At 30.3% G+C, this 13276-nt stretch carries 13 protein-coding genes and 1 tRNA gene; 11 read left to right on the forward strand and 3 right to left on the reverse strand.

Annotated elements, in window-relative coordinates; genetic code table 11:
* From N5E64_RS02280 to typA, 6 genes are all read left to right on the forward strand, one after another.
* On the forward strand, positions 1–2745 hold a 2745-nt coding region (locus N5E64_RS02280; RefSeq protein WP_280035516.1), incomplete at its 5' end, for an AsmA-like C-terminal region-containing protein.
* A gap of 60 nt (positions 2746–2805) precedes the next feature.
* Positions 2806–3657: a hypothetical protein gene (locus tag N5E64_RS02285; protein ID WP_280035518.1), complete on the forward strand. Its 852-nt coding sequence runs from the start codon at positions 2806–2808 to the stop codon at positions 3655–3657.
* A 134-nt stretch (positions 3658–3791) separates the two neighbouring features.
* Positions 3792–4364, forward strand: coding sequence for a DUF2306 domain-containing protein (locus N5E64_RS02290; protein ID WP_280035520.1), 573 nt, complete (start codon positions 3792–3794; stop codon positions 4362–4364).
* A complete protein-coding gene (locus tag N5E64_RS02295) occupies positions 4361–5287 on the forward strand; it encodes a YARHG domain-containing protein (protein ID WP_280035522.1) in 927 nt (308 codons plus the stop codon). Before N5E64_RS02290 ends, N5E64_RS02295 begins: the two co-directional genes overlap by 4 nt.
* A 185-nt stretch (positions 5288–5472) precedes the next feature.
* Positions 5473–5545: transfer RNA gene (locus N5E64_RS02300), tRNA-Lys, on the forward strand.
* 262 nt (positions 5546–5807) lie between these two features.
* Complete coding sequence (typA, locus tag N5E64_RS02305; protein WP_280035524.1) at positions 5808–7610, forward strand: translational GTPase TypA; 1803 nt, start codon at positions 5808–5810, stop codon at positions 7608–7610.
* Between the two features lie 56 nt (positions 7611–7666).
* Here the strand turns inward: typA and N5E64_RS02310 are convergent, their stop codons facing one another.
* The 3 genes from N5E64_RS02310 to N5E64_RS02320 all read right to left on the reverse strand — a co-directional run bounded on the left by N5E64_RS02310 (position 7667) and on the right by N5E64_RS02320 (position 10773).
* Positions 7667–7987, reverse strand: a complete 321-nt coding sequence (locus N5E64_RS02310) for a hypothetical protein (protein WP_180904948.1) — start codon at positions 7985–7987, stop codon at positions 7667–7669.
* Entirely contained in the window at positions 7987–10281 is a 2295-nt protein-coding gene (locus tag N5E64_RS02315; RefSeq protein WP_280035528.1) for a choice-of-anchor L domain-containing protein, read from the reverse strand. The genes N5E64_RS02310 and N5E64_RS02315 overlap by 1 nt, the downstream gene beginning before the upstream one ends.
* Positions 10282–10374: 93 nt before the next feature.
* On the reverse strand, positions 10375–10773 hold the full coding sequence (locus N5E64_RS02320) for a hypothetical protein (RefSeq protein ID WP_038334509.1): 399 nt from the start codon (positions 10771–10773) through the stop codon (positions 10375–10377).
* Between the two features lie 41 nt (positions 10774–10814).
* Between N5E64_RS02320 and N5E64_RS02325 the strand changes: the two genes are divergently transcribed.
* From N5E64_RS02325 to N5E64_RS02345, 5 genes are all read left to right on the forward strand, one after another.
* Complete coding sequence (locus N5E64_RS02325; RefSeq protein ID WP_219033584.1) at positions 10815–11411, forward strand: NUDIX hydrolase; 597 nt, start codon at positions 10815–10817, stop codon at positions 11409–11411.
* A gap of 11 nt (positions 11412–11422) precedes the next feature.
* On the forward strand, positions 11423–11989 hold the full coding sequence (locus N5E64_RS02330) for a DUF4920 domain-containing protein (RefSeq protein WP_280035533.1): 567 nt from the start codon (positions 11423–11425) through the stop codon (positions 11987–11989).
* 54 nt (positions 11990–12043) lie between these two features.
* On the forward strand, positions 12044–12493 hold the full coding sequence (locus N5E64_RS02335; protein ID WP_280035535.1) for a hypothetical protein: 450 nt from the start codon (positions 12044–12046) through the stop codon (positions 12491–12493).
* A gap of 53 nt (positions 12494–12546) precedes the next feature.
* Positions 12547–12741, forward strand: coding sequence for a hypothetical protein (locus N5E64_RS02340; RefSeq protein ID WP_280035537.1), 195 nt, complete (start codon positions 12547–12549; stop codon positions 12739–12741).
* Positions 12742–12848: 107 nt separating this feature from the next.
* The gene (locus tag N5E64_RS02345) at positions 12849–13235 is read left to right on the forward strand and encodes a hypothetical protein (protein WP_280035539.1); all 387 of its coding nucleotides are present in this window, start codon (positions 12849–12851) and stop codon (positions 13233–13235) included.
* Positions 13236–13276 lie beyond the last annotated feature (41 nt).

Raw genomic sequence — 13276 nt, forward strand, 5'->3', positions numbered from 1 at the left:
AATAATTTTGATATTGTTAAGCCTTCTGATGAGGTTGAAAAAGAAGAAGAATCGAGTGTAGGATTAGCGTTGAATAATTTTAAAATTGCTAATTCTAACTTTTTATACGATGATCAATCATCTAAAACCTATTTAAAATTAGATCAATTTGATTACGATGGACTGATAGATTTTACAGAAAATCAGTTAACATTAAATGCAAAAACGGATATCAAAAATGTCAATTTTAGTTTTGATGAGCAGAAATATGTTAAGAATTTACCTTTAAAAGGAAAAATCAATTCGAAAATTGATTTAAATAATTTATCTTTTTATTTTACTGAAAATAATCTCGAATTAGGTCAATTTCCTTTTTCGTTGAAAGGTTCTTTGTTGATGCCAAATGAAAGTAAAGTTTTTGATTTAACAATTTCATCAGAGAAAAATGATTTGCAATATATTCCTGCGATTATTCCAGAAGCGTATCAAGAATGGGCAAAAGACGTGGAACTGAAAGGTTCTTCGACGATTCTTTTCACGATGAAAGGGGTAATGAATTCGATGACGAATCAGAATCCAGATATTCATATTGATGCAAAAATTGATGATGGATGGATGAATTATAAGAAATCATCTTCTCCAATCAAAAATATAAATCTTGTTTCTACTGTTGATTTACAAGCGTTAGATCCTGATAAAATGCGTGTGAAAATGGATAATCTTGATTTCAAATTGTTAGATGGAACAACTAAAACTAATTTCACGTATTGGGCGGGAAAAACAATGTTTTCGGAAGGAATTATCGAGTCAAGTATTGATTTGGAAGCCTTGAAAAATGCAACAGGTTTCAATCAATTTGACGCAAAAGGAATTCTTGATATGGAAGGAAGTTGGAAAGGTTCAATCGTTCAAAATGCGAAAAATCCTTTAAAAAAAATTCCAACGTTTTATCTAAAAGCTAATCTTGAAAATGGTTATTTCAAAATGAATGAAATGCCTGCGGCTTTGGATCACATTAATTTGGATTTGACGATGAAAAATACAGATGGAAATATCAAAAATACGTCTGTTTTGGTTCATAAAATTGATGCAAAAGCGATGGATAATTATATGATTGGACGATTAGAATTGAAGAATCTGAATAATTTTCCGATTAATGCAGATTTTGGTGCTAAAATTCATTTAGAGGATATCTACAAAATTTATCCAATAAAGAATATTGATATGCGAGGCGATTTGCTTGTGAAAATGAAAGCAAACGGGACGTATGAGCCAAAACGTAAAAAAGTTCCGGTTTCTAATTCGGTCGTTATTTTGAAAAATGGTTACATCAAATTACACGAATATCCGAATTTACCTTTAGAAAATATTACGGTAGAAACGCATATAAAATCGGGTAGAGGTTCGTTTAACGATTTGTCAATAGATGTTTTGCCAATCAAATTTACGTTGGCAGGAAAACCATTTATGGTGAATGCAAATCTGAAGAATTTAAACAATTTAGATTATCGAATTCATTCAAAAGGTGAATTGAATTTAGCGAATATTTACAAATTATTTCCAATTGAAGGTTTAGATGTTGATGGATTAATTGAAACTAATTTTGGTGTAAAAGGAAATAATGGAGCGCCTTTGGAGAGTTTTCAAAACAAAGGTTTTGTGAAAATTCAGAACATTAAGATTAATACAAAATTCTTTCCGAGCAAATTTGTTATCAAGCAAGGAGATTTCCGATTTGAAGGAAGTCATTTGACTTTTAAAGATGTAAAAGCGCGTTATAAAAAGAATGTTTTTGTATTTGATGGAGATGTTTCGAATTATATCAATTATGCGTTAAAAGATAATGAAATGCTAAAAGGAACGATTAATTTCAAAACAAATCGTGTCAATATTGATGATTTTATGGCATTTAATACCGAATCGACAGCGACTAACTCGATAGCTGCGGAAGAAGGTGTGGTTTTGTTGCCGGAAAATGTAGAATTATCGATAAAAGGTCAAGCAAAAGAGGTTTTATTTAAAGATATTACGTTGCAAAATTTCGAAGGAGATTTAGGTTTGAAACAAGGGAATCTTGAACTTCAAAATACTAAATTTAATTTGATTGGTTCTGAATTTACAATGAACGGAAATTATGTGCCAACAAATGCGAAAAAAGCGAAGTTTAATTTTACTGTAAAAGCCAATAATTTCGATATTCAGCGCGCTTATCACGAAATTACGTTGTTTAGAGAATTGGCAAGTGCAGCGGAAAAAGCGCACGGGAAAGTTTCAATGGATTATCAGCTCGAAGGTGATTTGGGCGCAGATATGTTCCCGAAATTGAAAACCATAAAAGGTGGAGGGGATTTTACGTTAGAAGAAATTAAGTTTTTAGGATTTAAAGTATTCAATTCGGTTGCAGAAAAAACGTCGACAGATGCGTTGCATGATGCGAATGTGAAGAAAGTGACGTTCAAAACGAAGATCGAAAATAATGTAATTACGATAAACCGTACGAAATTCAAAATTGCAGGTTTTCGTCCACGAATAGAAGGTCAAGTGACGTTAGACGGTTATATGAATCTTGGTATGCGACTTGGTTTGCCTCCATTTGGAATTATCGGAATTCCGATCAAAATTACTGGTCCAGCGGATACGTTTGAGGTTGAAGTGGGGAAATATCATAAAGAAGATTTAAATGAAACGGATGACGAATTCGGTGAATATCAAAAATCATTAGAAGAAGAAAAAGCGAAACAGGAAGCTGCTCAAGTCAAACAATAAATATAAAATCCTTCAGAATTTCTGAGGGATTTTTGTATTTTAGGAGATTATATTTAAAAGATGAAAGACTATTCTAATTTATTTAAAGATACCTTCAATAAAATTTTAAAAGAGAGAATACAAGCTCAATTTGTAATGAAGAGCTTAGAGATAAAAATAGACGAGTTACATTTTGATGGTCATGCATTATCAATAAGAGACCCTTTTATATTAATTTATGATGAAAAATCTAATACTAATTTTACAGATAGTTTTCAAATTGAAGGTGCTAAAATAATAATAGAAAAAGGAGATAAATTTGGTTTTTACAAAAAAGTAGTTTCTGATATTTATTGTCAACAAATAGCTATTGTTTTTGAGAATTTAATTAATTTATTTTTAAAAATATTTAAACAATTCAGAATTGAAAATAGGGATGAGTTTGAATTAATTTTAGATGAGTATGTATCAAATCTAAATTTTGTTAAAGAAAAGATTGATGAAGGTTGTTTTGACTATAAAAAAATAATTCTAAAAAATTATAGAAATGATATTAAAAAAGAAAATCTAAAATCACATCAGTGTTTAGAATTATTAGAACTTTATCTTAGTTCTGAGATTAAAGAAAATAATTTAAGAGTTTTAACAAATAAGTTTTTAAGTCAGAATATTTTTGAGTTTTTAACTTTTATGAAAGATTGTAGAAATTCTATTATTCACAATGATAATATAATTAAGCGAAATCAAAATACTCATTTCAAAAAGTATTTTATAATTGAAGATTTAGAAAATGGTTCTGAAAAGATTAGTTTAAATTTTGAAAAAACTAAGAAAATACTTGAGGATTACTCCTTTGTAGTTTATTTGATATATTGTGCGTTAAATTCAAAGTATAATAATGAAGATGTCTTAAAGGTTATTCATCAAAAATAGAGATTGTAAATTTTCAATAAAAAGTGTATTTTTAGATTCAAAATCAACTAAATCTGAAACTTGCAACTGCAATAAAAAATACCTCGTGGTGGAAAATACTACTTTTCCTTGTTTGGCTTTACTTCTTCGGATTAATGCTGCAAATCACGTTGCGTTATATTCCGATTTCGTCGGATGTTTCTTTTTTAGCCATCAAACAAGATGAGGTGACAACAATTCCAAGTTATTTAACCATTTTTTACATTCACGTTTATTCAGCAATATTTACATTGTTTTTTGGAATTGTTCAATTCATTAAAATTACCAATCAACAAATCAGAAAAACACATCAGTTTTTCGGTAAATTTTATTTTTATATTACTGTTTTATTTGCTGCGCCGAGCGGAATTTATATTGGGTTTTATGCAAATGGAGAATTAATTGCGAAAACTGCTTTTGTAATTCTCGGTATTCTTTGGTGGATTTTTACTGTGATTGCAGTTGTTAAAATTAAGCATAAAGATATTCAATCGCACCGAAATTTTATGCTTCGTAGTTATGCGTTGGCTGTTTCTGCACTTACGTTACGCGCTTGGAAAGTGATTTTGGTTTATTTTTTTCATCCTGCGCCCATGGATGTTTATCAAATTATAGCATGGTTGGGATTTGTACCTAATTTATTGCTCGTAGAATATTATATTTATAAAACTAAACAATCTAAAATATGAAAAAAATAGGACTACTTATTTGCACTACGCTTGTTGTTTTTAGTTGTAAAGAAGACAAAAAAGATGCCGTTAAAAATAATGATATTAATGATACAATTTCATCGATTCATATCGAGCCAACGCAAGAAGATATCGGGCTTTGGTCTGGAATTTTTGAAGCAGATTCTGTTGATTATGATAAAGGTAATAATTGGTCGCTTCGAAATCGAATTAGTATTGTTATTCAGAAAATAAATAATGATAATACGGTTGAAGGTTATAGTGTTTCAGCGGGAAACATCAGACCATTTAAAGGTGATTTGGTGAAAGAAGGAAATTCACGTTATGTGATGGCGAATGAACCTGGCGATCAAAAATATGATGGAACTTTTAAGTTTAATATTTCTGAAAAAGATGATTCAATTTATGGAACTTGGATTTCGAAACGTACTGATTTACCTGTACTTTCTCGAAAATTTAGTTTGAAAAAAACAATGTTTAACTATGATCCTAAAAATATTTTAATTCAGCCAAAATATGGTGTAGATGAAGAGTATGCGGATGAATATGATAATGTAGATTGGGTGAATTCTAAAAAGAAAAAATACGACGAATCAGATGGGGAAGAGTATTTTGTAGATGTGCAACGTGCTGCTTCGGATGAAATTTATAAGATAAATGGATCAACGCAAAAGTTGACGGAAAAACAATTGAAAAATCTACATAAGTTAGATTTAGAGATTATTCGCAATACAATTTATGCGCGTCATGGCTATTCGTTTGCGAATCGTGGCGCACGACAATTTTTTGATTATGTAGATTGGTATGTGCCGTTGTATACAAATGTTGAGGATAAATTGTCGCCAATCGAGAAAGATAATATTGCGTTATTGAAGCGTTTTGAGAAATATGCAACCGATAATTACCAACAATATGGACGTTAAAATTTAGAATTTTGATTAAGATAGAATGAGTTAAAACTCAATCCGAAAATAAGATAGTAGGATTATCATTTTGCTTTATAGGTTAAATTTAATAATACAATTGTTTTTATTCGATAAAACCTCTGGTCTGAAAGAACTTTGCAGAGCAAATCAAGATAATTTTGTTTGTTGTGTTTATTAATTTTGGCTCGTTAGCTTAGTTGGTAGAGCACGAAACTCTTAATTTCGGGGTCCTGAGTTCGAGCCTCAGACGAGTCACGAAAAATCTGTTACACAAAAGTGTAGCAGATTTTTTTTGTTTTTTGTAATTATGATGAAGAATTATAAGTGAAATCATTAAAATCTTTCAATGAAAAAACTAGTTTTTCATTAATCAATCTGCAAATAAATCAACGTTTTAGTAAAAAGTATTCAGTAATATTAAATTTTTCTAAATTAATTATTGCTAAAATTAAATAAAATAAAAAGTATAGTAATAAAAAATAAATTTGTCGTAAATTTGCACCCATAATTTTCAAGGATGCAAAACATTAGAAATATTGCGATTATCGCACACGTTGACCACGGTAAAACTACATTGGTTGACAAAATTCTTCACAGCGGAAACGTTTTTAGAGAAAACCAAGAGTCTGGTGAATTAATCATGGATAACAATGATATCGAGCGTGAGAGAGGGATTACGATCTTTTCTAAAAATGCTTCGGTAGATTACAAAGGTATAAAAATCAATGTGATTGACACTCCTGGTCACGCGGATTTCGGTGGAGAAGTTGAGCGTGTATTGAAAATGGCTGATGGGGTTATCTTATTAGTTGATGCTTTCGAAGGACCAATGCCACAAACGCGTTTTGTTTTGAGTAAAGCATTAGAATTAGGATTAAAACCATTAGTTGTAATTAACAAAGTTGACAAAGAAAACTGTCGTCCTGATGAGGTATATGACAAAGTTTTCGAATTATTCTTCAACTTAGATGCAACAGAAGAGCAATTGGAATTCCCAGCATTCTATGGTTCATCTAAACAAGGATGGTTCAATACAGAAAATGTACGTGTAGACGATATTTCTCCATTAATGGATGGTATTCTTGAACATGTTCCTGCTCCAGAAGCTTACGAAGGTTCTTTACAAATGCAAATTACATCTTTAGATTATTCTAAATTCTTAGGACGTATTGCAGTTGGTAAAGTAAGCCGTGGTGTTATTAAAGAAGGGGATTGGGTTGCTTTAACAAAACCTGATGGAACGTTCAAAAAACATAAAATCAAAGAATTATATACATTTGCTGGTTTAGGTAAAGTAAAAGCTACTGAGGTAAAAGCGGGTGATATTTGTGCTGTTGTTGGTATCGATGGTTTCCAAATTGGAGATACAATTGCAGATCCAGAAAATCCAGAAGCATTACCAGTTATGCATATCGATGAGCCTACAATGAATATGTCTTTCGGAATTAACAACTCTCCATTCTTTGGTAAAGATGGTAAATTTGTTACTTCTCGTCACTTAGTAGAACGTTTAGAAGATGAGTTAGAGCGTAACTTAGCTTTACGTGTAGAACCAACAGAAGATTCTAATACACAATTAGTTTACGGACGTGGTATCATGCACTTATCTGTATTAATCGAAACGATGCGTCGCGAAGGTTATGAGTTAACAGTTGGACAACCACAAGTAATCTTAAAAGAAATTGATGGTGTAAAATGTGAACCATATGAAACATTAGTAATTGATGTTCCAGATGATTATTCTTCTAAAGCAATCGACTTAGTAACTCAACGTAAGGGTGATTTATTAGTTATGGAGGCGAAAGAAGGAATGCAACACTTAGAATTCGAAATTCCATCTCGTGGATTAATCGGATTACGTTCTCAAATGTTAACTTCTACTGCTGGTGAAGCTGTAATGGCACACACTTTCTTAGAATATAAACCATTCAAAGGAGCAATCGCTGGTCGTTCTGCAGGTGTAATTATTTCAAAAGATCAAGGTACATCAACTCCTTATTCTATTGATAAATTACAAGATCGTGGAAAATTCTTTATCGAGCCAGGTGAAGAAGTTTACGAAGGAATGATTATCGGAGAGCATTCTCGTAACAATGATTTAGTAGTAAATGTTGTTGAAGCTAAAAAATTAAACAATATCCGTGCAGCTGGTAAAGATGATTCATCTTCTATCGCTCCAAAAACAGAAATGACTTTGGAAGAATGTATGGAATATATCCAAGCTGATGAATGTATCGAGGTAACTCCAAATTTCATCCGTTTACGTAAAATTCACTTAAAAGAAGTAGATCGTAAACGCTTCGAAAAATCAATGAGCTAATCATTTGAAATTATATATCACAAAAAAACCAGAAGTTAATCTTCTGGTTTTTTGTTTTAAATAGATTCGATTTTATTTTTAAGCGCTTCAATTGCGAAATTTAATTCATCTTTAGAAGCGTTATATTCTACTATTTCACCTTTAATTTTGAATCTTGAAACATTAAAACCTTCTTCAATATCATTGTACCAAATCAAATAATTTTCGTATACAGCAACTACCCAAAAATTATCCTCAATAACATCATCACATTTCCATATTTCAGGAGAAATTTTAATTTGATTCCAAAATAATAAAGTTTTGTCCTCCATATTTTGTTCAGAAAAATAAATTTCGAGCATCAAATCCTTTTTAGGAAAATTTATCCAATTATTCATTAATAAGTACTTTTTAATAAAATCCAATCTTCAAATTTTTGAGTTTGAGTTGAATTTGGTTCAGTCCATTCGATAATATACCAATAACTATCGGAAGGTAGCGCTTTTCCATTCAGTTTTCCATCCCATGTATAATTGTTTGCTTCCGAACCAGTAAATAATAATTTTCCTTTTCGATTATAAATGATAAATTTCGGATTGATTTTACTTTTTAATTGCGAATAATCCAACACATCATTTTTACCATCACCATTTGGAGAAATAAAATTGATTAGTTTAATCAGCGAAAATTCTTTCGAAATAGGCAAACAATTATCTGCCGATTTCACAGAAATTGTATGAGTTCCTAAAGTTACATTTGTGAAAATATTTGAAGATTGAAAAGTGCCATTATCCAATGAATACAGATATGGAAGCGTAGATCCAGTGACTTTTATGGTCACCGTAGAACCTTGAATTTCGATAGATTGAATAGTTGGATCTTCGGCTTCAATAACTTTTACTTCTTGTGTATAAAAACAACCATTCAATCCTAATTTCACATAATAAGTTCCAACAGGAACATTTGTAATTGATTGATTTTTGTCGCCATTATGTAACCATTCGTAAGTTTTAAATCCTGGACCTGCGTCTAAAGTCGTTGTTGTTCCTTTGCAAATTGTAAGATCTTTTAAGGTTGATGATTTTCCAGATTGTTTGAAAATAAAATGCAATGGAGCAACGTTTTCGCATAATCCATTTTGTTTAAATCTTACCCAAAATGTTTGATCTGAATTTATAATTTGTGTTGTGTTGATATTATTTTTTTTATTTTTAGCATCAATTTCATTTAAGTAATATGTCGGTGAGCCTTCAAGATTTGTAACCAAGTCATCAACATAATCGGATAAAACAATTTCTTCATCATTGCTTAAATTCTCATCACAAATTTCTATTGGAGGAATTACGTTTGCAACACTTAAATGATTTAATGTAAAAGTAATTTCTTTAATAACAGGCTTACAAGTTCCGATTTGGACACGAATCCAAACTTCTTTAGACGTCTGAATTTCATTTAATTCGAAATTTGTTATCCCAGCAGAAATATTATTATTTGCATCTAGTTCGGTTTCAAAATATTTCACTTGATGAGCAGAATAATAATCTTCTACAATTCGATCAGTATATTCGTCTAAATTTATTTGTGTTTTTCCATCTAAATCATCATCACAAATAGAAAAACGATCTTGATATATTTGAGGTTCTTCTTGTACAGAAACATTAATATGACCTTTCAAAGAACAACCAGTATTCAATGTGATTTCTACTTCGTAATAACCTGTTTCATCTACCACTAATGTTGCATTTGTTTCACCACTAATTTCCACACCATCTTTGTACCATTTATAGGTTGTAGCATTTGTCGTTGTCGCATCTATTGTTTCAGATGTTCCAGGACATAATACAACATCAGAACCTAAACTTTTTGAACCTATAAAACTTCCAGCTTTCAAGAAAACAGCAGAATCATAACGACCTTTTGAATCTCCATGATCAGCAATTACCAATTTGATATGATATTTTGTGTCAGCTTCTATTTGTGCATTTGCTTTCAAAACTTTTGTTTGTCCATTGAAATTCGTTGGACTATTCCTAGTATTAAAACTTCCAAAATATGATGTGTTTCTCGGACAATCTCTTGCGCCATTTATGGTTAATGAAGTAACAGGAATAGTTGTATTTGGAACTAATGCGATATTTTGATAGGGTTCAGAATTATCTGCTTTTTTGATTAAGAAGGCAAAAGCATCAGAGTATTGGCAATTACTTGATTGATATTCTTCTGAAAGAAACATATATTCGAAACTAATTTGATCTGTTGTTAGATTTGATACAAAATCAAATTCAAGATAAGTTGCATTTAAAATCTTGTCATGAGGTAAATTAGATTGTATCAAAATATCAATTAAATCTTGATCTCCTCCCCAATTAGTTCCATAAAAACTTTGTAAAGTAGCATTTGGACCTTCAGCAGCTTTTGCTTTTCCAGTAGATAAAATAATTCCTTCAGAAAGATCAAAATTACTAGTTCCTTTTGTAAAATAACCATAGCTTATTTCATCATAAGCTCTATTGTATCCTGAAATATTAATATTAGAAATAGTAATACAACCTGTGTTTGTTCCAATAAATTTATCAATTAATTCTTCTTTCGGTAAAGATGTATCTACCTGAATATATTGACCAAATAAAAAACTATTTAGTGTAAAAGTAAAAAAGAGTAGGAGAATTATTTTTGAGTAAAAGTGTTTCATAAAAAATAATTTAGATAAAAAAACTGCTAAATAACTTTAAAATATAAAGTTTATTTAACAGTTTTAGAAATTTTATTTACCGAAAAAATGGTTTTACCCTATTTTTCCTAAATTTTCTGCAATAGTTTCAATGAAAGATGTCAATGGTTTTTTCGCCATCATTTCGATCATCATATTGAAATTTCCATCAAAATCTAACGTAACATCAGACGAATTCTCATCAACAGCATCAATAGAAATTGTCAAAGTATATTCAAAAGCAGGTGCAGGAGATTCGAAAACAATTTTCGATGGCTCAACTGTCTCTTTCAAACGCATTCCAACCTTTGGTAAAGCACCAACACCAACCGTAAATCCTTTTCCAGATTCGTGAATTTCAAACGATTTTGTATCCTCTGGCATCAATTGCTCATAATTCTTCATATCCAACAAAAAAGTGTATGCTTCTTGTTGATTTTTTGCAAAACGGACTTTATTTGTATTTACCTTCATATCCTTGTGAGTTTTTTATAAATTTGTAACAAATCGTTCAAATGTACAAAGTTTTTTTTAATGAAAGTTTGTTAACTTTCAGCAACCAATCTAATCCAGAAGCAAAAAATATTTTGTTTCAAAATGAAGCTCAATTTGATGAATCTTTTCATTTATTATCATCAAAAGCAGCCGCTTTAGTCAATATTTTTAGTGAAGATATTGATGTTGTTTGGACGAAATTCTTAAAATATTACAAACATATTCAAGCCGCGGGCGGAATTGTTCGTAATCCGCAAGACGATTATTTGTTCATTTTCAGACTTGGGAAATGGGATTTGCCAAAAGGTAAAATGGAGAAAGGAGAATCGAGAGAAGAATCTGCAATTCGCGAAATTGAAGAAGAATGTAGTTTGACAAATTTAGAGTTGAAACGATTTTTGATGCCTACTTTTCACATTTATTTTTTGAGAGAATATATTATCAAAGAAACATTTTGGTTCGAAGTTTTTTATGACGGTGTTGAATTGCCTTTGCCGCAAACTGAGGAAGGAATTGAATCGGTTGAATGGAAAAAAGAGAATGAAATTCCTCAATTATTAGAAAATTCATATCCAAATATAAAATTGTTAATGGACAATTATTTAAATTTGAACTAAATAAGACTCTTATGAAAAAATATATTTTAACTCTTTGTGCTTTAACTTGTTTTGTATTGACAACAAATGCACAAACAAGAAAAGAAACGAAGGCTAAAACTGAAAAAGCTTCTAAAGTTCAATCAAAAATTTTAGATAACGGAACGGCTAAAATAGATGATTTATACGCGTATCAAGTGTATGGAGAATCGTTTGATATCAAAAATACATTGACGAAAAGCGAACTTGGAAAGTTATACGATAACATGAAAAGTGGTGATTCTTTGGAAAATGTTCAGTTTGTTTCGACGATAGAATCTGTTTGTAAAAAGAAAGGTTGTTGGATGAAAGTTGATCTTGGAAAAGGCAATGAACAGTCGTTTGTGCGTTTCAAAGATTATGGTTTTTTTATGCCTTTAGATGGTGAAAAAGCGAATGTTGTCGTGCTCGGAAAAGCTTTTGTTAGTGAAATTTCCGTTGAGAAATTGCGCCATTATGCAGAAGATGCAGGACAATCGAAAGAAGAAATTGCGAAAATTACAAAACCTCAGTTGCAATATAATTTTGAGGCAGATGGAGTTTATTTGAAAGAAAACTAAGATTTTTAAATCAATAATTAATCAAAACCTTTCTATTTTTGGAAAGGTTTTTTTATGAAATCAATTCTATACAATATGACAAACTTATTTCAAGCCAATCCAAATCAGTATTTTTCATTGATCGGAAAATCGATGAATGATGAATTATTTCAATCATTTCAAACTGAATTTGAATCTAATATTTCAGAGCAGAATATCGCTCAAGGAAAAATTGTGTTGTACAAGGAAAAAGGCATTTCTGTGAAAATTGTTGATGAAATGATTACTTCGATTAAGTTTTATCTTTCTCCAAATCCAATTTGTAAGGTTTATGAAGGTCAAAATATTTTTGATTTAAATCGAAATGTTGATGAGACGCATGTTCGTAAAAGTAATGATTATCAAAGAATTATTAATAATGATCCAAATCGTTTGGCAAATGATTATAGTCGTCTAAACTGTTTATTTTCTTTTGATTCGATGACTGGAGAATTCTTAACAATTGAAATATTAAACGAATTATAAGATGTTTTTCTGCTGAAAATTTTAGATATTTATCGTTTAATAATAAACCTTAAATGAAAAAATCTTTAAGTATTGTTCTGTTTATGTTAACTCTTTCAGCTTTTGCGCAGTTGAAAGTTAATAATACAGTATCTTATTATTCGATGAAAGCAACTTTTAATCTAGATAATCAAGAAATTGTAGATAAAATTAAAAATCTTGGAGACAAAATTCTTGCGACAAAAAATATAAATAATACAAATACGTAAAAAATGAGCTACAATTATTTTGTAGCTTTTTTTGTGTTAACGCTTCGTTAACCGTTCATTAACCTACGCAAATTAATCTTTTTCAGAATTTTATAAAAAATAAAAATATGAAAAAGATACTATTAATTGGAGCTATTTTGATAACAGCTTTTACTTGTCAAGCCCAGACTGCAACTGCGGTCACGAAAACAAAAACATCGGGGACAACAACTCATTCTACAGTTTCGATAAATGTGAGCGATAGCAACGAAGTTTATTCGTATTCGGCAATTTTTGATAAACCAAAATCTAAAGCTGCAATAAATGAAATAGAGAAATCTTTTGGAAAGCCAACGACTGAAGGAAAAAACTATGTTTGGCGAGAAGGAGATTCTTTAGAAATAAAGGCACGTGAAGGAAAAATTACAATTGAATTTGAAAAAGGTTCAACAAAATTATATGAAAAAGTAAAAGAATTAGGCGAATCTATTTCTGCTGTTGTAGGAGAAAAATAATCATTCTAAAACATAAAAACGGAAGTCAAATTTGACTTCCG

The sequence above is a fragment of the Empedobacter sp. GD03739 genome (assembly GCF_029843245.1).
GTDB classification, from domain to species: Bacteria; Bacteroidota; Bacteroidia; order Flavobacteriales; family Weeksellaceae; genus Empedobacter; species Empedobacter falsenii_B.